General features: G+C 37.9%; 21 protein-coding genes. 16 read left to right on the top strand and 5 right to left on the bottom strand.

Annotated elements, in window-relative coordinates:
• Positions 1–27 precede the first annotated feature (27 nt).
• On the top strand, positions 28–1,032 hold the full coding sequence (locus tag V7137_RS15975) for a Gfo/Idh/MocA family protein (RefSeq protein ID WP_335699000.1): 1,005 nt from the start codon (positions 28–30) through the stop codon (positions 1,030–1,032).
• A gap of 2 nt (positions 1,033–1,034) precedes the next feature.
• A complete protein-coding gene (locus tag V7137_RS15970) occupies positions 1,035–1,895 on the top strand; it encodes a sugar phosphate isomerase/epimerase family protein (RefSeq protein WP_335698999.1) in 861 nt (286 codons plus the stop codon).
• Positions 1,896–2,095: 200 nt separating this feature from the next.
• Here the strand turns inward: V7137_RS15970 and V7137_RS15965 are convergent, their stop codons facing one another.
• Entirely contained in the window at positions 2,096–3,052 is a 957-nt protein-coding gene (locus tag V7137_RS15965; protein WP_438825619.1) for an ROK family protein, read from the bottom strand.
• Positions 3,053–3,591: 539 nt separating this feature from the next.
• On the opposite strand from V7137_RS15965, the gene V7137_RS15960 reads away from it, so the two are divergent.
• The 8 genes from V7137_RS15960 (at position 3,592) to tkt (ending at position 12,410) form a co-directional block, all read left to right on the top strand.
• On the top strand, positions 3,592–4,860 hold the full coding sequence (locus V7137_RS15960) for a lactate racemase domain-containing protein (protein ID WP_335698997.1): 1,269 nt from the start codon (positions 3,592–3,594) through the stop codon (positions 4,858–4,860).
• A 22-nt stretch (positions 4,861–4,882) separates the two neighbouring features.
• On the top strand, positions 4,883–5,653 hold the full coding sequence (locus V7137_RS15955) for an SDR family oxidoreductase (RefSeq protein ID WP_335698996.1): 771 nt from the start codon (positions 4,883–4,885) through the stop codon (positions 5,651–5,653).
• Between the two features lie 88 nt (positions 5,654–5,741).
• A complete protein-coding gene (gene larE, locus V7137_RS15950; RefSeq protein WP_335698995.1) occupies positions 5,742–6,545 on the top strand; it encodes an ATP-dependent sacrificial sulfur transferase LarE in 804 nt (267 codons plus the stop codon).
• A gap of 150 nt (positions 6,546–6,695) precedes the next feature.
• A complete protein-coding gene (locus V7137_RS15945; protein ID WP_335698994.1) occupies positions 6,696–8,168 on the top strand; it encodes a gluconokinase in 1,473 nt (490 codons plus the stop codon).
• Positions 8,169–8,190: 22 nt separating this feature from the next.
• Positions 8,191–8,949: a nickel pincer cofactor biosynthesis protein LarB gene (gene larB / locus V7137_RS15940; RefSeq protein WP_335698993.1), complete on the top strand. Its 759-nt coding sequence runs from the start codon at positions 8,191–8,193 to the stop codon at positions 8,947–8,949.
• Positions 8,946–9,773 carry a LarC family nickel insertion protein gene (locus V7137_RS15935; protein WP_335698992.1) on the top strand — a complete coding sequence of 276 codons (828 nt, stop codon included), beginning with the start codon at positions 8,946–8,948 and terminating at the stop codon, positions 9,771–9,773. Before larB ends, V7137_RS15935 begins: the two co-directional genes overlap by 4 nt.
• A 116-nt stretch (positions 9,774–9,889) precedes the next feature.
• On the top strand, positions 9,890–10,336 hold the full coding sequence (larC, locus tag V7137_RS15930) for a nickel insertion protein (protein ID WP_420490140.1): 447 nt from the start codon (positions 9,890–9,892) through the stop codon (positions 10,334–10,336).
• Between the two features lie 61 nt (positions 10,337–10,397).
• Complete coding sequence (gene tkt, locus V7137_RS15925; protein ID WP_335698990.1) at positions 10,398–12,410, top strand: transketolase; 2,013 nt, start codon at positions 10,398–10,400, stop codon at positions 12,408–12,410.
• Positions 12,411–12,467: 57 nt separating this feature from the next.
• Here the strand turns inward: tkt and V7137_RS15920 are convergent, their stop codons facing one another.
• The 4 genes from V7137_RS15920 to V7137_RS15905 form a co-directional block, all read right to left on the bottom strand.
• A complete protein-coding gene (locus tag V7137_RS15920; RefSeq protein WP_335698989.1) occupies positions 12,468–12,746 on the bottom strand; it encodes a hypothetical protein in 279 nt (92 codons plus the stop codon).
• Positions 12,747–12,756: 10 nt separating this feature from the next.
• A complete protein-coding gene (locus tag V7137_RS15915) occupies positions 12,757–14,037 on the bottom strand; it encodes an ArsB/NhaD family transporter (RefSeq protein ID WP_335698988.1) in 1,281 nt (426 codons plus the stop codon).
• Between the two features lie 153 nt (positions 14,038–14,190).
• Positions 14,191–15,306, bottom strand: coding sequence for a metallophosphoesterase (locus tag V7137_RS15910; protein WP_335698987.1), 1,116 nt, complete (start codon positions 15,304–15,306; stop codon positions 14,191–14,193).
• A 111-nt stretch (positions 15,307–15,417) separates the two neighbouring features.
• Positions 15,418–17,586 (bottom strand): MMPL family transporter, encoded by a 2,169-nt coding sequence (locus tag V7137_RS15905; protein ID WP_335699022.1) that lies wholly within the window; start codon positions 17,584–17,586, stop codon positions 15,418–15,420.
• Between the two features lie 273 nt (positions 17,587–17,859).
• Between V7137_RS15905 and V7137_RS15900 the strand changes: the two genes are divergently transcribed.
• The 6 genes from V7137_RS15900 to proC all read left to right on the top strand — a co-directional run bounded on the left by V7137_RS15900 (position 17,860) and on the right by proC (position 21,667).
• Positions 17,860–18,801, top strand: coding sequence for a sugar-binding transcriptional regulator (locus V7137_RS15900; protein ID WP_335698986.1), 942 nt, complete (start codon positions 17,860–17,862; stop codon positions 18,799–18,801).
• A gap of 128 nt (positions 18,802–18,929) precedes the next feature.
• Positions 18,930–19,604, top strand: a complete 675-nt coding sequence (deoC, locus tag V7137_RS15895) for a deoxyribose-phosphate aldolase (RefSeq protein WP_335698985.1) — start codon at positions 18,930–18,932, stop codon at positions 19,602–19,604.
• Between the two features lie 24 nt (positions 19,605–19,628).
• Positions 19,629–19,799, top strand: coding sequence for a DUF1427 family protein (locus V7137_RS15890; RefSeq protein WP_088085922.1), 171 nt, complete (start codon positions 19,629–19,631; stop codon positions 19,797–19,799).
• 24 nt (positions 19,800–19,823) lie between these two features.
• Positions 19,824–20,222, top strand: a complete 399-nt coding sequence (locus tag V7137_RS15885; RefSeq protein ID WP_218350105.1) for a cytidine deaminase — start codon at positions 19,824–19,826, stop codon at positions 20,220–20,222.
• Positions 20,223–20,336: 114 nt separating this feature from the next.
• Positions 20,337–20,849, top strand: coding sequence for a DUF3189 family protein (locus V7137_RS15880; RefSeq protein ID WP_335698984.1), 513 nt, complete (start codon positions 20,337–20,339; stop codon positions 20,847–20,849).
• Positions 20,850–20,863: 14 nt separating this feature from the next.
• A complete protein-coding gene (gene proC, locus V7137_RS15875) occupies positions 20,864–21,667 on the top strand; it encodes a pyrroline-5-carboxylate reductase (protein ID WP_335698983.1) in 804 nt (267 codons plus the stop codon).
• Positions 21,668–21,805 lie beyond the last annotated feature (138 nt).

The following is a 21,805-nucleotide window of genomic DNA, read 5'->3' as shown; positions in this document are numbered from 1 at the left end:
AGTTCGTTTGTAAAAGGGGATAGGCTGATGCTAAAAGTAGCAGTAATTGGACTTGGAGATATTTCTAAAATTCATATACCAGCTATACAAGCTAACCCAAATGCTGAGTTAGTGGCAGTTTGTGATAATAATGAATCATTAAAAGATACCGTACCAGGGGTAAACTTTTATACGGATTATCACGAGATGCTTGAAAAAGAAAACCTTGATGTTGTCCATAATTGTCTGCCTCACTATCTACACTATCCTGTAACAAAAGATTGTGTAGAAAAAGGAGTCCACGTTTTTCAAGAAAAGCCGCTGGGCATAAACGCAGAAGAAGGACAGGCACTTGTTCACCTAGAGGATAAACATTGTGATGTTAAAATCGGTGTGTGTCTGCAAAACCGTTACAATGAATCTTTTGAAATGCTTAAGGATATTGTGGATGGCGGCGAATATGGCAAGGTTATAGGCGTAAAAGGATTGGTGGCCTGGTTTAGGTCGAAGGAATATTACGAGGCTAAGCCTTGGCGGGGTCAAAAGAAGTATGCAGGCGGTGGTACAATGATCAATCAAGCTCTTCATACATTAGATTTAATGCAGCTTGTTGGCGGGAAAATTGACTCAATCAGAGGTTCCGTTGACCAATTGTTGGATTATGGCATTGATGTGGAAGATACTGCAACTGCCCATATTCACTTCGCAAATGGAGCAAAGGGATTATTTTTTTCGACAAACGGTAATGCTGTTAATTCTAGTGTTGAGCTTCAGGTGATTTTTGAAAAAGGTAAATTCACCATTAAGGACAGCATTCTTACAAGAGTAAATGAAGAGGGTAAAAAGGAAGAATTGGTAGAGGACGCTAAGCTGCCTGGCTCAAAATTCTATTATGGTGCCAGTCATGCGAAAACGATCAATCAATTCTATTACTGTATTTTGCAGGACAGCCTTGATTATCTTCATGCAAAGGATGCACTCGTTTCCATGCAAATGATCGATGCTATTCTTCTCTCTTCAGAGACAAAACAAAAAATAAAAATGGAGGGATAACCATGAAAAAGGGTAAAATCGGCGTTCAAATGATGATGCTTAAAGGTAAAGTGGATGAGCTTGGTGCCTATGAAACAATGAGAAGAATTCAGGAACTTGGATATCATGCAGTAGAGATTTCCCAAATTCCAATGACAGCTGAAAATGTAGCTGATTTAAGAAAAGCGAGTGTCGACTTTGACATCAAAATTGCTGCGATGTCCGCTGCTTTAGAACCTATGCTGCCTGGTGCACCCGGCGAGACTTTAACGAATGATTTTGACAAAATTGTTACTGATTGTAAGACTCTTGACTGTAATTTCTTACGTATTGGAATGCTGCCTCTAACTTGTATGGGTCATAAAGATAAAATCATGGATTTTATTAAAAAGGCAGAAGAAATGGCTCATAGATTAGCAGAGTATGGAATTGAATTGTATTACCATACACATCACCTCGAGTTCCAAAAATATGATGGTGAATATTTATTAGATATTATTAAAAATAACACCACTAAACTTGGTTTTGAGTTAGATGTACACTGGATTCAAAGAGCAGGTGTCAATCCGGTCGAGTTTGTAAAAAAATACGCTGGCCGTATTTCTTTACTGCACCTAAAAGATTACCGCATCGGACAGATGGATATAAGTGAATTAGACTTTAGCGATATATCTAAATTCATGCAAGTCTTTACGAATACAATTGAATTTGCGGAACTTGGGGAAGGAAACCTTGATATCAAAGCGATTATGGAAGCAGGTTTGGAAAGTGGTGCACAGTTTTTCTTGGTTGAACAAGATGATACCTATGGCCGCGACCCATTCGAATGTCTAGAAATTTCAGCAAATCACTTGAGAAAATTAGGATTTAACGATTGGTTTTAAAATTAGTCGACCATAAAAGTTAGGCAGTAAAAATGGGTGTCAGGCACTAAAGTGTCAGGCACTTTTTTTATCGGTATTGGTAATGAAGACAAAAAAACCAATCCACATGTTAGTTGCGAGAATTGGTTTTAACTGTTTCAGAAAGATTAAATGGTACGTATCCACCATTAAAACGTTTCTGTTTTGTTTCTCTATCTAGATCACACATCTTCGCTTGCAGTTAAACATAACTCTGAAACCCCTAGAAAGTTTTGAATGGCCAAAGCACAAGCTCCCATAATACATGCCTTTTTGCCAAAATCTGAAATAAACAGTTCAGAATAATGGCTAATGGAAGAATTGAGATGCGCTTTAAGTTTTTCAACAGTATTTGGATATAAACGAAGAATTTCACTATTTACCACAATAATTTCAGGATTATAAAGGTTAATTAAATTATTTAGTCCAATAGAAAGGAACAGAATAAATTGAGCCATCTCTTTGATGAAAATAGGATTCTGCTCATTGAAGAGATGATGGCAGTCTTCAAAGTTGTCACCAAGTTCTCTTTGATTCACAGCCAATTTGGTAAAAAAACTCGATTCAGAGGTATATTGTTCCCAACATCCTAAATTTCCACAGCTGCACGGTAATCCATTTGGAACGACAATCATATGCCCGATTTCACCCGCATAACCGTGATATCCTTTGAATAATGCACCGTTGATGATGAAGCCTAGGCCAATTCCAGAATACAAACTGACAGATAATAAGTTTGTACTTTGGTGGTGCTTGTACACATTTTCCGCTATAGAACATAAGTTTGCATTATTTTCGATGTAAACATCGACTCCAATTTCAGCTTCTAAGTCTTTTTTTAAGGTTTTGTTTTGCCAGCCGTGTTGAGGAACAAAATCAATCAATTCATCTTTATTCACGATACCATGTATTCCAATCGCAATTCCCACAAGACCATAATGAGTATGTGCGTATTTACGTTTATAAACTTTTATCTGTTCAATTAATAACTTCAAAATACCATCATAATCAGATACATGCAGTTCAATTATTTCATTCTGGACAGAAGTACCGATTAAATCTGATAGGGCAAATGTAATGGAATGTTTATCTAGGTCGATTCCCAGGACAAAACCTGCCTCACGGTTAACTGAGAGCATAATGGGCCTTCTTCCTAAACTTTTGTGTTCCTGTTGTGTTTCAGTAATGATTTCTTTGTCCAATAACTCTGATACCTGTACAGAGATCGTTGCTTTATTTAATCCTGTAATTTTTGCAAGTTCAGATCTAGATATCAATTTATGCTCAACAATTTTACTTAAGATTAACGATTTGTTCATTTTTTTGATAAATGCGGCATCCCCTGNNCCTGTGAGCATAAAGAACCTCCTTACTTTTTAGGCTGTTATAAACTTTCCTGTTGATTTTTAGCTCCATTCAACAAGGTGCCGAATTAAGAATGAGCTTTAATATAGTTTTTTAAAAGGAAAAATCTCATAGTTATTGACGTAATTTGTCCGTAATGTTATTATACAGGTAATTAGTTTGTTTGGTAAACAAATTCCATAAAAATACTTTTTTATATTTTTTCTGTTTCTTTTGTAAGGGATTACAAGGTGAATTATCGTTTATAACTTTCATCAATACATGGAATAGGATTGAATGAGGAAACTTAAGGGTTAAAAGGAGTGCTGTAAACATGGGGATCCTACAAGAATTATTAAAAGATATTCCAGTTCCTAAAATGGCAAAAGTCAAAGTTAACTTTGATAACAAAAAAATAGATGACCTTGGTACAACCCTGGAAGCGAAACTACAGCAAGAACATATTCAGAAAAAAATCCAGCCTGGAATGGAAATTGCAATTGCTGTTGGCAGCCGGGGACTCGACCGTCTTGTTGAAATGACCGCAGTAACCGTACAGTTTTTAAAGGATTTGGGTGCAAAACCTTTCATTGTACCAAGTATGGGTAGTCACGGGGGTGCCACTGCAGATGGCCAACGTGAAGTTTTAGCACATCTTGGAGTAACTGAAGAAAGAGTCGGTTGCGAGATTCGCTCTTCAATGGAGGTAGTGAAGATTAGTGAACTACCAAATGGATTACCAGTTTATGTGGATAAGTTTGCTTCAGAAGCGGATGGAATCGTTGTGATTAATCGTGTGAAACCACACACAGCTTTTCGGGGACCTGTTGAAAGTGGAATGATGAAGATGATTAGTATTGGCTTAGGGAAGCAAAAAGGCGCGGAAGCCTGTCATCAAATGGGCTTTAGGTATATGGCAGAAAATGTTCCAGCCATGGCGAAAATCATCATGGAAAAGACACCCGTACTTTTCGGGGTTGCAACAGTTGAAAATGCATTTGATAAAGTAGCTATTATTGAAGTACTTACTCCGGAAGAGATTATTAATAAAGAACCAGAACTACAAAAAAAAGCAAAAGAGTTATTACCTAAGCTATTCTTTGACCAATTAGATGTCCTCGTTATAGATGAAATTGGCAAAAATATTAGTGGTGATGGAATGGATCCTAATATTACAGGACGATATCCCACTCCATATGCATCTGGTGGACCTGACGTTAACAAGATGGTGGTACTCGACGTGACTCATCAATCAGAGGGAAATGCCAATGGAGTAGGAACGGCAGACTTTACGACACAAAGGTTGGTAGACAAGATGGATAAAGAAGGAACTTATGCAAATGGATTAACTTCAACCGTTGTTGCTCCTACAAAAATTGCTACGACCTTACCAAATGATAAACAAGCTATCCAAGCTGCGATAAAAACATGCAATATTTTAGATTTTAGAAACGTCAAATTAGTCCGCATTAAAAATACCTTAGTTTTAAGTGAAATTGAAGTGTCTGAGCCTTTACTTGAAAATGTGAAACAGCATCCTAATATGGAACAATGTTCAGATCTTTATGATATTCCGTTCAATGCAGAGGGAAATTTATTTTAATAGAAAAGGGAGAGAAGAAAAGATGTCAAAATTATTTGATTTAGGTGGCAAAGTGGCTGTTGCAATTGGTGGAAATGGTGTCTTAGGATCAGCAATGGCAAAAGGCTTGGCATCACACGGTGCAAAAGTTGCAATTGTAGGACGTAATCTTGAAAAAGCAGAGGAAGTTGTCAAGGAAATTAAGGAGAGTGGCGGAGAAGCTAAGGCATTTTCTGCAGATGTTAGTTCAAAGGAATCTTTAGTGAACGTTGCAAACGAAATTGAACAATGGTCCGGCGGCTGGGACATTCTTTTAAATGCTCCAGGTACAAATAGTGCGACACCATTTTTTGAACTTGATATGGAAGAATGGGACAAAATTATGGATATAAACCTAAAAGGAATTGTGTTAACCTGCCAGATTTTCGCAAAGAAAATGATTGATCAGGAAAGAAAAGGAAGCATCATCAATATCTCATCTGTTTCTTCAACAACACCACTTTCAAGAGTGTTTACGTATTCCGTATCAAAAGCAGGCATTAACAGTGTTACGCAATTTTTAGCACGTGAATTTGCTCCAAATGGTATTCGTGTCAATGCAATTATTCCAGGATTTTTCCCTGCGGAACAAAATCGCAAAATTTTAGACAAAGAACGAATTGAATCAATCATGAGACATACGCCAATGAATCGTTTTGGTGAGGCGGAAGAGTTACAAGGTGCTACTGTGTGGCTTGCCTCTGAGAAAGCGTCTAGTTTCGTAACAGGAACACTCATTCGAGTTGATGGCGGCTTTGGCAGCATGACAATATAATCCAACGTGCACATAAATCAACAGATAAATAAATAAATTAACAATGGCTGACTTTAATTTAGAAAAGGGATAGGGGGAGAAAAGGACCATGCTAACAGAGAAATACAAAAAATTAACGTCTATTCTCCAAGAAATGGAATCCGTGGTTGTAGCATTTTCAGGAGGAGTGGACAGTACTTTTTTATTAAAGGCTGCTGTGGATGCTCTAGGCGCTGATCATGTTCTCGCTGTAACAGCAGACTCTGAAAGCTACCCTTCTAGTGAGCTTGAAGAGGCAAAAGTACTGGCAAATCAAATAGGTGTCAGGCACCAAGTGATTGAAACATCCGAACTTGTAATCCCTGGATATGCAGAAAACAATAAAAATCGATGTTATTTTTGCAAAAGCAGTTTATTTGATCATATACTTCCAGTCATGGAAGAGAAGGGCTTTCAAAATGTGGTGTATGGAGTCATAGCCGACGATATGAATGAATTTCGACCAGGTATGAAAGCGGCTAAAGAAAAGGGGATACGCGGTCCACTCCTAGAAGCTAACCTGTTTAAACACGAAATCAGAGACCTCTCCCGGAAATATGATTTGCCGACATGGGATAAACCATCCTTAGCCTGTCTTTCTTCAAGAATTGCTTACGGAGAATATATTACTAAAGAAAAGTTAACGAAGGTTGAAAAAGCCGAGGCATATATAAAATCACTTGATATCCATCAGGTACGGGTACGGACGCATCAGGATATTGCTAGGATTGAAGTAGAACCAAATGAAATGAAGAAGATTCTTGAACATCATGACTCGATCGTAAAATCATTACAAGGCTTTGGATACAAATATATCACATTAGATTTAATTGGATATCAGAGTGGAAGCATGAATAAGGTGCTGTCTGTTTAAGCGTTCTGCTCTGCAAATTTTGTTTAGGAAAACAAATAAAAAATGGCTTTGGATGATCCAAAGCCTCTTATTTTAAAGATCATATTATAGCAATTAAGGACATTATGAATTCCAATATTACTTATTGTTATGTGAAAAGGAAGATGAAGCATGTCAAGAGAAGTTGTAATTGGACTTGATATCGGAACTACTAGTGTTAAAGCATGTGTATTTGATTTACAAGGTAAATTAATCGCAGTTGCCGAGAGAATGAATACATTCAATTATCCAAAGCAAGGATGGGTGGAACAAAACCCGATTGAGATTGAACAATCAGCTGTACAAGCCATAAAAGAGGCGATCCAAAAAGCAGGTATTGAGAAAAATGAGTTAGTTTCAATTGGATTTTCAGCTGCAATGCATTCACTTATATGTGTAAATGAGCAGGGCAGTCCAATATCTCCGGCCTTAATTTGGGCGGATGGAAGAAGTTATATACAAGCGGAGACATTGATAGAAACAATGGGTAAAGAGATTTATTCAAAGACAGGGACACCGGTTCATCCAATGACACCATTCGTTAAGCTGTTATGGATGAAAGAAACAAAATATGAACCCTACCTTCAGGCAAAGTACTTCATGTCGATAAAAGAGTATATACTCCAAAGCTGGTTTAATCAAAGGGTTATTGATTATTCGATGGCATCTGCAACAGGGTTATTTAATCCTGACACACACACTTGGAATCAAAAATTATTATCTCTAATTGATATTCATGAAGAACAGCTTTCTAGAATTGTCCCGCCCACTGAGATATTAACAGGGATTAATCCTCAAATTGCTGAAGAAATGGGAATAAATTCTGCCCTTCCTTTTGTTATCGGTGCTGCTGACGGGCAATTGGCAAATTTAGGAATTGGAGCGATTCTCCCTGGTGAAGTTGCCGTCTCGGTTGGAACCAGCGGGGCTATCAGGCAAATCACGAGAAGCGTTAAGATAAGTGAAAATCAAGAAACGTTTTGTTATTCCTTTACAGAAAATACCACAATCATTGGAGGGCCAACCAATAATGGCGGGATTGCTTTACAATGGTTAAAAGAACTTTTGAATGACCCAAGAGACTTCTCTGAATTCCTTGCGGAAGCCGAAAAGGTTCCACTTGGTGCAGACGGAGTTATCTTTCACCCTTATTTAAATGGCGAACGAGCGCCGATTTGGAATCAACGGGCAAAAGGGAACTTCTTTGGATTATCTGTTACACATAAAAGAGAACATTTTATCCGTGCAGTACTAGAAGGTATTACCTTTAACCTCTATCAAATAGGCAAGGCATTAGAGCGGTTAGCTGGGAAACATCAAAAGATATATGTTAACGGTGGTTTATCTAGGTCTCCATTCTGGCTGCAAATGATGGCTGATGTATTCGAAGCGGAAATTTATGTGCCAGAGAGTTATCACAGTGCCGCATGGGGTGCAGCTTGGACGGCTTTAGTGGCAGTAGGGAAAGTTAATTCATTTGAAGAAATTAAAAAGAATATACCAATGGGTGAAGCAATTGTTCCGAATGTAGAAAATAGTGAAAAATATAGAATTATTTATGAGAAATATGAAAGTTTGGCAAGTGGGATGTCAAAATATTTTTGAAGCTAAATAAGGGGGGGAACGAATGCTTGAAGAGATTCTAGAGCAAGTTCAAAGAGGAACCCTAAGTATCGAAGAAGCCAAATTGAAATTAGCAACATTTGAAAATTTGGGATTTGCAAAAGTGGACCATCATCGCAAGAAACGCCAAGGCTTCCCAGAGGTTGTATACGGTGAAGGGAAAACGACAGAGCAAATCATTTCGATTATCCAAGTGTTAAGAGCACGTAACACACAAGTACTCGCAACGCGAATTTCCAAAGAAAAGGCAGAAATTATCCAAAAATCATGCCCTGAATTTATCTACAAAGAAGAAGCGCAAATCCTTTTTTGGAAAGAAGACCATGTTAATGAAAATTCGCAGCAAGGGTATATTGCTGTGATTTGTGCAGGTACCTCGGATTTACGGGTTGCCGAAGAAGCGGCTGTTACAGCTGAAGTACTAGGCAGCAAGGTCCATCGTATCTATGATGTTGGAGTTGCTGGAATTCATCGCCTGTTAAGCCACGCGGAAGAAATTCAAAATGCCACTGTCTCTGTTGTAGTTGCAGGTATGGAAGGGGCGCTTCCAAGCGTAGTTGGCGGACTTGTTTCACATCCTGTTATTGCGGTCCCAACAAGTGTTGGGTATGGGGCAAATTTCAATGGATTATCTGCCTTATTAACCATGTTGAATTCATGTGCATCAGGGATTAGTGTCGTGAATATTGATAATGGGTTTGGCGGGGGATATAACGCAGTATTAATTGATCAACTTGCACAAAAAGGGGCAGGGAAAAATTGAAGACACTTTATTTTGATTGTTTTTCAGGTATCAGCGGAGATATGGTCATTGGAGCACTTATCGATGCGGGGGCAGATCCCGAGCGGCTAGTGGAAGAATTAAAAAAACTTCATATAGATGATGAGTATACGCTGACATGGAAAAAGCTAGTGAAGAATGGGATTACAAGTATAAAATTTGATGTGGTGTTAGTGAACAATGACCACTCGCATGGTCATGATCACCATTATGCCGATGATCAACACCACGACCATGAACACCACCATCATCATGATCATCACCATGCCCATGAGCACCACCATGCCCATGAACACCACCACCGAGCATATAAAGACATTGTTGAATTAATTGAGGGTGCTGGTTTTGCAGAAACTGTGAAAGAAATGGCATTAAAAATCTTTAAAAAAATTGGTGAAGCGGAAGGACACATCCATGGAGTTCCATTAGAGAGGGTCCATTTTCATGAAGTAGGGGCAGTAGATTCGATTATTGATATTATCGGTGCAGCTATCTTAATTCATCAATTAGAGATAGACGTAATAAAATCCTCGCCTATCCCAGTGGGAACAGGCCGTATTCATATAGATCATGGGATTTATCCTGTCCCTGCACCTGCCACTTTAGAAATACTAAAAGGTGTACCAATTGATCAGACAGATATTAGAGCGGAGTTAACCACACCGACAGGTGCAGCGATCGTCTCTGTTCTTGCGGAGGAATTTGGTACCATTCCTTCAATAAAGATAAATTCAATTGGCTACGGAGCAGGAACAAAAACGTTTAAAAGCCACCCCAATGTACTCCGTGTCATAATCGGTGAATAAGCTTATTGTCTGTTTCTTAATGTAGTAAGGGTCCTGCACATATGTAAAAATGCTGAACGAAAGGAGTTTGTCTAGTGGTATTACATCCTTCGAATCATGAACATATCGATGAACAAATGGTCAAAATGGAGGTTAACCTTGATGATATTCCTGGAGAATGGCTTGGCTATGTAATGGACCTGCTTTTTGAGGCTGGGGCAAATGATGTTTTTTATTCACCGATTTATATGAAAAAAAATAGACCGGGTGTATTACTTCAATTACTTTGTTCACAGAAATACGTATCTAAAATTAAAGAAATTCTTTTTATGGAAACCACAACACTAGGGGTCCGTTATTACCCTTTAACGGTACATCGGTTGGAACGAATGTTTAGGAAGGTTCCAACAGAGTGGGGGCCTGTGACCGTAAAAGAAGGAATGTATAATGGACAAGTCGTGCAAAGTGCTCCAGAATTTGAAGAATGCAAAAGCATTGCACGACTTCATAACATTCCCTTGAAAATGGTTTACGAAATGGTCTGGAAGGCTTTGGGCAGTGAAGAAACAAAGTCTAAAGAGTAAGTACCCCCTCTCTATAGTAAGGAAGCATACAATTCTAATAGATTTGGAGTGTCAAAAAAATATGAAAACATTAGTAAATGAAACAAAACTTGATCAATTAGCAATTAATACAATTCGTACTCTTTCCATTGATGGGATCGAAAAGGCCAACTCTGGCCATCCCGGTATGCCTATGGGTTCAGCACCAATGGCTTACACGCTTTGGGCAAAAGAAATGAATCATAACCCATTGAATCCGAACTGGTTTAACAGAGACAGGTTTGTTTTATCAGCTGGTCATGGATCAATGCTTTTATATAGTTTATTGCACTTATTTAATTACGATGTGACTATTGATGATTTGAAAAACTTCCGTCAATGGGGAAGCAGAACACCTGGTCACCCTGAATTTGGTCACACTCCTGGGGTAGAAGCAACGACAGGGCCATTAGGACAAGGGGTTGCTATGGCTGTGGGGATGGCAATGGCGGAAAGACATCTTGCAGCTACATACAACAAAGAAGGATACGACGTTGTTAATCATTACACTTATAGTATTTGTGGAGACGGCGACTTAATGGAAGGTGTATCAGCTGAAGCAGCATCCCTGGCAGGCCACCTTAAACTTGGTAGATTAATTGTCATGTATGATTCAAATGACATTTCATTGGACGGCGATTTGCATTTATCCTTCTCTGAAAGTGTGGAGGATAGATTCAAAGCTTATGGCTGGCAAGTAATTCGTGTGGAAGATGGAAATGATACTGATGCGATTCAAAAAGCATTACAAGAGGCAAAAGCAGACTTGAATCGCCCTACTTTAATTGAGGTTAAAACCGTGATTGGTTATGGTTCTCCAAATAAAGCTGGAAAATCTGCATCTCACGGGTCTCCACTAGGTAATGAAGAAATGAAGTTAACAAAAGCTGCATATAATTGGAACAATGAAGAGCCATTTTACGTTCCTGAAGAAGTAAAAGATCATTTCAACAAATTTACACAAGATGGACGACTCAAAGAAAATGCCTGGTATGAATTATATACGAGCTACAAGAATGACTACCCTGAACTCGCTGCACAATTTGAAGCGGCTATCATTGGAGAGCTTCCTGCAAATTGGGAAGACGCTTTACCAGCTTTTACTGCAGGTGAAAAAATCGCGACTCGTGTATCATCAGGGAAAACCCTGAATGCGCTAGCTAATGTCGTCCCACAATTTCTTGGGGGGTCTGCCGATTTAGCAGGATCGAACAAAACACTTATTACATCAGAAAAAAATTACTATATTGATAGCTATGCAGACCGCAATATTTGGTTTGGAGTTCGGGAATTTGCGATGGGTGCTGCACTGAATGGAATGTCGCTACATGGTGGAGTGAAAGTATTTGGTTCAACCTTCTTCGTATTCTCTGACTATTTACGTCCAGCGATTCGACTTGCAGCATTAATGAAGCTTCCAGTTACTTATGTTTTTACACATGATAGCATCGCTGTAGGCGAAGACGGGCCTACTCATGAACCAGTTGAGCAGTTGGCTGCATTACGTGCAATGCCAGGAATTTCTATTCTTCGCCCTGCAGATGCGAAGGAGACAGTTGCTGCTTGGAGATTAGCATTGGAAAGCACAGATACTCCGACCGCACTAGTATTAACACGTCAGGACCTGCCAACCCTAGCACTTGGGCAGCAAACGGTTTATGAAGGTGTTAAAAAAGGCGCTTATGTTGTTTCGGAAGCAAAAGGCGAAGCTAGTGGATTATTGCTTGCAACAGGTTCAGAAGTAGCTTTAGCAATAGCTGCTCAACAAGAGCTTGAAAGTGAAGGGATTTTTGTATCAGTCGTCAGTATGCCAAGTTGGGATCGCTTTGAAAAACAATCACTTGAATATAAAGAGGCCATTCTGCCTAAGAATATGAAAGCACGACTTGCTATTGAAATGGGTTCATCCATTGGTTGGAGAGAATATATTGGAGACACCGGCCGTGTTATCGCCATTAATCAGTTTGGTGCATCTGCACCTGAAAGTATTTTACTAGAGAAGTATGGGTTCACAGTTGACAATGTTGTTAAATCTTTTAAAGAACTTAACAATTAAGACTTTAAAGTTACGTCCTATAATGAAATGGCTGCCACATAAATGGCAGCCATTTCATTATATCCATTTAATCTCTTGGACTAATTGTTGTCTAAACAATTGGATTAAAAATTCATTATAGAAGTCTTTTCTAACGATAATCTGAATCTTATTATTTGGATGAATATATATATGGATATCAGTTAGAATGGTATTCGAATTAAAATACTCGCGGATTTTCTCTATTTCTTTCTTCCAATTGTTATCAAAAAAGGTTAATGTAAATTCAAAATCATCTCCGTTAACTTCTTCTTTCAAATCAAGAATTTGATCGTTAAACTTATACGCTATATTCATCTTACTCCCCCTAAATTAGATATCTTAAATATATGTAAACTGTACTGATTAGGATTGATAAAATCATTAAAGGAAAGGCAATTAACAAGAATTTTCCAAAAGTAATCGGATGCCCTTCCTTTGCTGCTAGACCAGCAACAATCACATTGGCACTAGCGCCAATTAATGTGCCATTCCCGCCAAGACATGCCCCTAAGGATAAACTCCACCAGAGTGGCTCTAAATTAGTAATTCCAAGTTCCCCCATATCTTTAATCATCGGAATCATGGTTGCGACAAATGGAATATTATCAATAAATGCGGATGCAATAGCACTAACCCAGAGAATTAAGATCGATGTAGATGTAACATCTCCTCCGGTCAGGTGGACAGAGTAATCTGCTAATAACGAAATGACCCCAGTTTCTATCAATCCTGATACCAATACAAAGAGTCCGATAAAGAAGAAAATGGTCGTCCATTCTACTTTTGAAAATGCTTTATCTAAATATTTTTCCCCGGTTAAAAGAAGTAACAGAAAGGCCCCGGCTAATGCAACAGTAGCAGATTCAACGTGAAAAAGCTGATGGAGGAAAAACCCAATAATAGTGAACGAGAGAGCAATTAATGACTTAATTAATAACTTTGTATCTGTTATTTCTTCCTTTTCATCTAAGTCCATTAAATTGGCCTTTAATTCATCTGTTGTACGAAGCTGCTTACGATAAATGAATGCTAAGATTCCAATATTAACAAATAAGATAAAGAAAGATATCGCCGTAAGATTATTAATAAATGCCATAAAGGTAAGTTCCTTCACAGCGCTGCCGAGCATGATATTCGGAGGGTCGCCAATCAGCGTTGATGTTCCACCAATATTAGAGGCAATCACTTCAGTTATTAAAAAGGGAATTGGATTAACCCGTAATTGTCTCGTGATACTGAATGTAACTGGAACCATTAATAGCACTGTTGTTACATTATCTAAAAAGGCTGACCCCAATGCCGTAATCGTTCCGAGCACCAGCAAAATTTTTAAGGGATCTCCTTTCACTTTTTTGGCTGACCAAATAGCTATGTATTTGAATAGGCCTGTCTCAGAAGTTATTGCAACGATGAGCATCATGCCGGTCAATAATCCGAGAGTATTAAAATCGATATGATGAAGGGCCTTTTCCTGTCCAACAATTCCTAGTAATACCATTATAATTCCGCCTGTCATGGCAATAATCGTACGATGGATCTTTTCTGTGACGATAAAGGCATAGGTGATTAAAAATACACCTAATGCGATTAGTGCTTGTGTTGACATGTTGTAACCTCTTCTCCCAAGTTTTTTAATGGAAACACCTATGAAAAACGACAAAAAGGAGCCTGTGTGACAGACTCCCCCAATAGATATTCCATATATATTTTCAACATAATTTTATAAAACTAAACTTTAAATGTAAAGAAAAGTTTAACCTTAAAGCCCCAATTTATTAATGTAATCAATTGTTTCCTGATGCTCTGGTTTAACTAACTGATATAAACGTTTATCCTTCTTGACAAGGGGTGTTCCATCATCATTAGCAATAGGTCTTGTTAAGGATATCCCATTTAATACCACCCAGTTGCCATTGAGTCTTTTAAGTTTGAGATCAATAATCCCCAAACGACTACCGAAAGCTCCCGCCATCACGACTGGTTTTCCATTTATTTGTCCCGTTTCAATGTTGGTGTTGGGAGAGTGTTTAAATACAGGCCCTGGGAAGACATTATGGGCATGCCCCGCTAATACGACATCAATTCCAGGAATTTTGGTTAAATAATAGACAGCATTTTCCGATTCTGCACTATAGGCCTCATAGCTGATACCTGTATGGGCTAGAGCAACAATAATATCTGCCCCTTTTGCTTTCATGATTGGGATAAACTCATTTGCAGCATCAACAATTGGTTTAGCAATAACCTTACCTTCAAGATTAGCTTTATCCCACTTCATAATTTGTGTCGGCATAAATGCAATTACCCCAATGTTTAGTTTATGTTTCTCCCCATTCTGGTCCCTCACATTTCTTTTCAAAATGACATAGGGCTTAAAGTAGGGCTTTTTCTTTTTTACAGAGAAAACATTCGCATTGAGGACTGGCATCTTAGCTCCTTTTACAACCGCATTTAAGAATTCTAATCCATAGTTAAATTCGTGATTACCAATGGCAACGGCATCATAGCCTAAAAAATTAAAAGCACGATAAACAGGATGGATTTTTCCTTTATGGATTCCTCTAATTCTGGCCAAATATTCACCAAGAGGATTCCCTTTAAGATGGTCCCCATCATCAAACAGTAAAGAATTTTGGACTTCCTTTCTTGCCTTCCGGATAAGAGTGGCTGTTTTGACTAGGCCAATTCGGTTGTCTACTTTTGTTTGATAATAATCATAATTGACTAAAGATGCATGTAAATCAGTCGTTTCTAAAATACGTAAATCAACGACTCCTTGATTGACTTGAGTATTCTCAGCTTTAATCGAATTGGAAGGATGACATAGCCCAAATAGGGAGAGGATGATAAGAAAAATAAAAGTTTTTCTGTTCAATTAGATTACCCTCCTTCATAAATCTTGCATTAAAGGTAATCTTAGTATTCGTTTTCCGACCAGAATTATGATGCTTTTTGACAATCAAGAGGAAGAGCCAGTCTGTTGTGATTAGGCTGGCTTTTTTCTCTTCATCAACTGTTTTTTATTTCTTAGGCCAAAAAACCACCAGTTCCAATCGCCAAGTAGTTTCATCAGTGCAGGAACTAACACCATCCTCACAATGGTTGCATCAATCAAGATAGCAATGGCAATACCCACTCCTAACTGTTTAACTGGCATGACGGCAGTAAAGGCAAATGCTCCGGTGACGACGATCATAATCGCAGCGGCAGAAGTAATAATTTTACTCGTATAGGTTAATCCAGCAATGGTCGCTTCACTGTTATCCCCGGTTTTTAAATAAAATTCCTGAATTCTGGATATAAGAAATACTTCGTAATCCATCGAAAGTCCAAAAACCAGAGTGAACACAAAAACAGGTAAAATTAACGCAATATCTACAGGTGTGATGCCAAAATGACCCTGCTGGAAAATCCAAACAAGGATTCCAAAGGTGCAGCTTAGGCTTAATACGTTCATCAGAATCGCTTTTAGAGGAATGAGAATGGACCGGAAAGCGGCCATTAATATGATAAATGTAGAAACCACAATTAATAATAGTCCGTCTGGTGCTTTTTGGTATATTTCAGAAAAAATTTCTTGCTCAAATTTAATCGCCCCGCCAAATGAAGCGTTTAAACCTAAATCTCGATTAGACCAATCACTAACCCATTGTCTTGCTTTAGCGGAATGTTCCCCAGTTTTTAAATTTACCTCGATGAGCATTTTATTATCTCTAATAAAATAATCCAAAATCGGGGCAATCTCAGTTTGATCCCCATGAGTGAGTGCTTGATAAAGTTGGTTCTCGTCCTTTAATCCAGTTGCGGAAAAAGGTGAGGTTACGGAATTCACAAGTGTATCTTTTTCAAAGTTTTTAACTACTTTATTTACTTTTTCAAGATTGTTTAGATTAAGGATGTTACCTTTTGATTCAAGGACGACGATTACCTTTTTGTCATCGCTCGTTTCATTAGATACAAAATGATCTTTATAAGTTTCTAAAGCAATTCTTGATGGGTAATCTGGCGGCAGGGACTCGGTACCAGGGATGGCTAAAATCATTTGTTTAACTGGAATCAATCCAGCTAGGAGAAGAGCCAGGGCCGCTACAGTCATAAGAATTGGGCGTTTCATGACAAATTTAGCAAACTTGTGCCAAAAACTTATCGATTCCTTGTCAACTGCTGGCAAAATGCTTAATTTGTTGATCTTAGTTCCCAACACTCCAAGCAACGCAGGAAGTAAGGTTAATGCACAAACGGCAGAAATTAACACAACGGTCATTCCGCCAAGTGCGACATTCTGAAAAATATCTATTTTGATAAACCATAACGCTGATAGACCAATAAAAACACAAAGTCCTGAAAAGATAATGGAACGGCCGGCAGTTGAAACGGTTATTTCAAGAGCATCCTTAACCGATTTTGTTTTCAATTCTTCTTTATAACGATTAATAAATAATAAGGCAAAATCAATACTTAGTGCTAACCCAATCATCGGTACAATATTTAAAATAAAGATCGTTAAATTAGCGCCATAGCTAAAAAAGTATACGGCTCCCATGGTACATAATATCGAAACGACACCAATGACGATCGGGAGCGATGCCGCAATGAGACCGCCAAAGGCTAGGATAAGAACGACTAAAGCAATAGGCAGACCAATCATTTCCGCTTTCGCTAAATCCTCTTGGCTAGCAGTATTAAGGTCTTGAACAATAATGGGTTCCCCTGTCATTGTAACCGTTAGACCCTTTCTATTAACGAGTAAAGTCTTTAATTCGTTGATTTCTTTTCCCAGGGTGTCTGCCTCTTTGTTAAAAGTAATAATCCCATAGGCATATTGATCTTTAATCATTCCTGTATGTTCCAAAGGGGAAATAATTTGCTTTCTGTTATCATAATCTTTTATTTTTTCAAAGTTGGCTAAAATAAATTTCCTGAAATCCAAATTACTAACGGTTTTGTCTTTTTCAAAAACAAGGATAATCGAGGATTTAGCATGACCAAATTCTTCTTCGAGAAGTAGACGTGTTTTATTATATTCACCTTTATACTCAAAACCATTTCCGCTAAGGACGGACGGCAGTTTGGTCGCAAACAATCCTAATAGGAGAATAACCAATGTCCACATTACGAGTACCACCTTACGATTTCGGAAAATAAATCCGCCCATATTCTGCACAGAATCGCCTCCTTAACAGGAATCATTTTTCATTATAAAAGTAAAGATACATATCAATAGCGGATTCTAAATTCGTCAATCTGACCCGATATTTCTTAATAAATGTTCCCCATAATAACTGCTTAAAATGCATTTTCCTGCTTAGCTTCTTTAAAATGAATTGAAATAAAATTCATGCTAACTTTTACAAATGTAAAATTACCGTGATATCGAATATTTTTTTTGCTACAATAAAGAGAAAATATTAAATGTAAGGTGATAACAGTGGATCGTGAAAAATTAACGAAAGTCATTGAAGCAGCCAAGCTCTATTATCTATTGGATCATAATCAAAATGAAATTGCCAAAAAATTAGGCGTTTCCCGGCCCACTGTGTCGCGTTTATTGCAGCAGGCAAAAAGTGACGGTATTGTCCAAATCAAAATATTAGATCCTACGGAAGATGTTGAGAATCTTGCGACAGAACTTGAAAAAAAGTTCAAATTGAAAAAAGCAATTGTCGTTTCGATTCCACAATATGAAGATCACATGATAAAAAATTACCTTGGGGAAAAAGCAGCCATTTATCTAGATGAAATTGTTAAAGATGATGACATTATTGGGGTAACATGGGGAACGACTCTTTACCATATTGCAGTTGAATTAAGGCAGAAATTTGTAAAAGGGGTAAAAGTCGTTCAACTAAAGGGTGGTGTAAGTCATGCGGAAACAAATACGTATGCATCAGAGATTTTATATCTTTTTGGTAAGGCATTTCATACAACACCACATAATCTCCCACTTCCAGCGATAGTGGACCATGTTGTTGTAAAACAGGCAATGGAGGCAGACCGTCATATTCGAAAAATCCTTGAACTTGGCAGTCAGGCAAATATTGCCGTATTTACAATTGGTCCAATTAAAACAGATTCTTTATTATTCCAGTTAGGCTATTTTACTGAGAGTGACTTGGAATCCCTATATGGAAAAGCTGTGGGAGATATTTGTTCACGTTTCTTTGATGAAAACGGGCTAATATGTAATGATAGCCTGAATGATCGAACCCTTGGAGTAAAATTGGACGATTTAAAGAAAAAGGATCAATCCATTCTTGTAGCAGGCGGGCCGAATAAAATTGAGGGAATATACGGTGCTCTAAAAGGCGGGTATGCAAATGTCCTCGTTACAGACCAATTTACTGCACAATTCTTGCTTGATAAAAATTAACCAAGAAAAAATTTTACATTTGTTCATAAATGTATTTACAAATGTTCAGTCGGTTTGATATAGTTACATTGTGATATACGACATTAAAATTTTATATATAAATTTTGACTTTGAGGGAGACGAAAAATATGACACAGAATGTAGTAGGAATGATTGATCATACATTATTAAAAGCAGATGCAACAAAAGAAGAAATTGTAAAATTAGTGGAAGAAGCAAAGGAATATTTATTTGCGTCTGTGTGTGTTAATCCTACTTGGGTTCGTACAGCCGCTGAAATGCTAGCCGAGACTAAAGAAGTGAAAGTATGTACAGTAATTGGTTTTCCTCTAGGGGCAACTACACCTGAAACAAAAGCATTTGAAACAAAAAATGCTATTGAAAATGGAGCCAATGAAATCGATATGGTTATTAATGTTGGAGCACTAAAAGATAAGCAAGACGATTTGGTGGAAAGGGATATCCGTGCGGTAGTCGAGGCTGCTAAAGGAAAAGCATTGGTCAAAGTAATCATCGAAACTTGCCTGTTAACTAAAGAAGAAAAAATGAGAGCATGCGAAATTTCTGTTAAGGCTGGGGCAGACTATGTAAAAACATCTACAGGTTTTTCTACAGGTGGAGCCACTGTCGAGGATATTCGTTTGATGCGTCAAACAGTCGGTCCAGAAATTGGTGTGAAAGCTTCTGGTGGTGTTCGAAGCCGTGAAGACGCACTAGCAATGGTTGAGGCAGGAGCAACTCGTATTGGTGCAAGTTCTGGTGTTTCAATCAGTAAAGGTGAGCTTTCATTAAGTAATTACTAAAAAATCTATTGTGAGGTTAATTCGATGAGAGACGTAATAATGGCATTAATTGCAGGTTTAATAGTTGGTATGTTGTTTAAATTTTTAAAACTTCCACTACCTGCTCCCCCAGTATTTTCAGCAGTAGTAGGTGTTTTCGGGGTCTATTTTGGCGGCGTGCTTCTTGAATGGATTACTAAAATAGTGCAGCATTAATTTCCTTGGCGGAGCGTGAACATGATGGAAAAGAAAGACCTAATTGTAGAAGCAAATAAAGCAAGAGAGTTTGCATATGTACCATATTCAAAATTTAAAGTTGGTGCAGCACTATTATCTAAAGATGGTCAAGTATTCCACGGCTGCAACATTGAAAATGCGGCTTACGGTATGACAAACTGTGCAGAGCGAACCGCTTTGTTTAAAGCGTATTCGGAAGGAATTACAGAATTTGATTCGCTCGTGGTCGTTGCAGACACTGATCGCCCAGTTCCACCATGTGGTGCCTGTCGTCAAGTGATTTCTGAACTTTGCGATGATGAAATGGAAGTTGTGCTTACAAATTTAAAAGGTGATATTCAAAAGGTTCTAGTAAAGGATTTACTTCCTGGGGCTTTTTCACCAAAAGATTTAACTAAATAAGTCTAGAGAAGTTTATCCGAGTGATAAACTTCTTTTTTTTGAAGAGAACATTCCCTTGAATTGGCAACTACAATATGGAGCATAATATACATAAAAAAATTAAGGGATGATTCCATGATATATATTTATAATGATTATGGCGGGACGCATACAACTTCTTTAGCTGCGGCCTACCATTTAAAAAAATTACCTCAATCCGAACGAAAACTGACAAAGGAAGAAATATTAAGTGTAAAGTATTTCAATAAATTAACGAAAGCTGATTTTGGAAAGCTTATTTTCCATGGAGTGGATGAAGATGGAAATTCTGTTTATACGCTTGGACGGAAAAGAAACAAATATGTTGTTCCTGCATTAAAGGAAATGTGTTTATTGCTGCAAAAAAAATTTAAATTTGAAGAAAAAATTGTATTCTCCAACACTTCACCAACGGTCCCATTTGCCATGTCCATGGGTGGATTTTTTTCGAGGGGATTAAAAATTGATTTTATAGGTGTGCCATTATTAGTTATAGGTGCAAAACAATGTTGTGATAATATATATAGGTTAGTTGAAAATACAAAAGAAATGGGGAGAACAACTTACGCAGAAAATATCATCATTTTAGAGAATGAAATGTATAAATAGGTGGGGAGATTAGCTTGAAAAAGAAAATAGGTTTTATTGGGGCGGGAAAAATGGCTCAGGCAATGATGGAGGGTATGGTTAACTCATTGACGATTCCAAACGAGAACATCATGGCGAGTGCTAAGACAATTGAAACGACAACATTGATCGAACAAAAATATGAAATACGCACTTCTTTACATAATAGAGATGTTGCAACGTTTGCTGACATTCTTATCATTGCGGTGAAACCAGATCTATATTCGATTGTAATTGAAGAAATCAAGAATGATATTAAACAAACGGCAATCATTGTAACGATTGCTGCTGGAATTACTTTAAAGGATATTGAGGATTCATTTGGTTTCCAGGTAAAGTCGATTAGGACAATGCCGAATACTCCATCTGTAGTGAGTGAAGGTATGAGTGTGATATGTGCGAATGAATATCTCACCGAAAACGAGATTGTTGAGGTGGAGCATTTGTTTCAGACCTTTAGTAAGACCGAACGGCTGGAAGAAAAGCTTATGGATGCTGTTCCTGCTATCAGCGGCTCCTCCCCTGCATATGTTTATATGTTAATCGAAGCGATGGCAGATGGAGGAGTAAGGCAGGGAATACCGAGGAATAAAGCGTATCGTCTTGCTGCTCAAGCAGTTCTTGGGGCTGCAAAAATGGTTCTTGAAACGGGTAAACATCCTGGTGAGTTGAAAGATAATGTGTGTACTCCTGGTGGAGCAACGATTGAAGCAGTTGCTACCCTAGAAGAAAAGCAATTTCGGGGTTCAATTATGGCAGCAATGGACAGCTGTACGAATAAAGTGAAAAACCTTATATAAAAGAAATCTCGGGATCCAGCTCTATGGATCCTTTTTTTAACTTTTTTAAACTCTTTAAGAAAGGCTCTTTTCGTAAACTTTGTTGCCTTAGAAGCTTAATAAGGGTCATTTATTAAGTTTCTAGGCAATTTTCGCAAA

The organism is Neobacillus drentensis, from assembly GCF_036962765.1.
Classification (GTDB): domain Bacteria; phylum Bacillota; class Bacilli; order Bacillales; family Cytobacillaceae; genus Neobacillus; species Neobacillus drentensis_C.
This window is presented reverse-complemented; position numbering and strand designations above follow the sequence as displayed.

Coding starts and splice junctions, on each gene's coding strand:
- V7137_RS15975 (WP_335699000.1), top strand. CDS start 28: ATGCTAAAAGTAGCAGTAATTGGACTTGGAGATATTTCTAAAATTCAT.
- V7137_RS15970 (WP_335698999.1), top strand. CDS start 1,035: ATGAAAAAGGGTAAAATCGGCGTTCAAATGATGATGCTTAAAGGTAAA.
- V7137_RS15965 (WP_438825619.1), bottom strand. CDS start 3,052: ATGCTCTCAGTTAACCGTGAGGCAGGTTTTGTCCTGGGAATCGACCTA.
- V7137_RS15960 (WP_335698997.1), top strand. CDS start 3,592: ATGGGGATCCTACAAGAATTATTAAAAGATATTCCAGTTCCTAAAATG.
- V7137_RS15955 (WP_335698996.1), top strand. CDS start 4,883: ATGTCAAAATTATTTGATTTAGGTGGCAAAGTGGCTGTTGCAATTGGT.
- larE (WP_335698995.1), top strand. CDS start 5,742: ATGCTAACAGAGAAATACAAAAAATTAACGTCTATTCTCCAAGAAATG.
- V7137_RS15945 (WP_335698994.1), top strand. CDS start 6,696: ATGTCAAGAGAAGTTGTAATTGGACTTGATATCGGAACTACTAGTGTT.
- larB (WP_335698993.1), top strand. CDS start 8,191: ATGCTTGAAGAGATTCTAGAGCAAGTTCAAAGAGGAACCCTAAGTATC.
- larC (WP_420490140.1), top strand. CDS start 9,890: ATGGTCAAAATGGAGGTTAACCTTGATGATATTCCTGGAGAATGGCTT.
- tkt (WP_335698990.1), top strand. CDS start 10,398: ATGAAAACATTAGTAAATGAAACAAAACTTGATCAATTAGCAATTAAT.
- V7137_RS15920 (WP_335698989.1), bottom strand. CDS start 12,746: ATGAATATAGCGTATAAGTTTAACGATCAAATTCTTGATTTGAAAGAA.
- V7137_RS15915 (WP_335698988.1), bottom strand. CDS start 14,037: ATGTCAACACAAGCACTAATCGCATTAGGTGTATTTTTAATCACCTAT.
- V7137_RS15905 (WP_335699022.1), bottom strand. CDS start 17,586: ATGGGCGGATTTATTTTCCGAAATCGTAAGGTGGTACTCGTAATGTGG.
- deoC (WP_335698985.1), top strand. CDS start 18,930: ATGACACAGAATGTAGTAGGAATGATTGATCATACATTATTAAAAGCA.
- V7137_RS15890 (WP_088085922.1), top strand. CDS start 19,629: ATGAGAGACGTAATAATGGCATTAATTGCAGGTTTAATAGTTGGTATG.
- V7137_RS15885 (WP_218350105.1), top strand. CDS start 19,824: ATGGAAAAGAAAGACCTAATTGTAGAAGCAAATAAAGCAAGAGAGTTT.
- V7137_RS15880 (WP_335698984.1), top strand. CDS start 20,337: ATGATATATATTTATAATGATTATGGCGGGACGCATACAACTTCTTTA.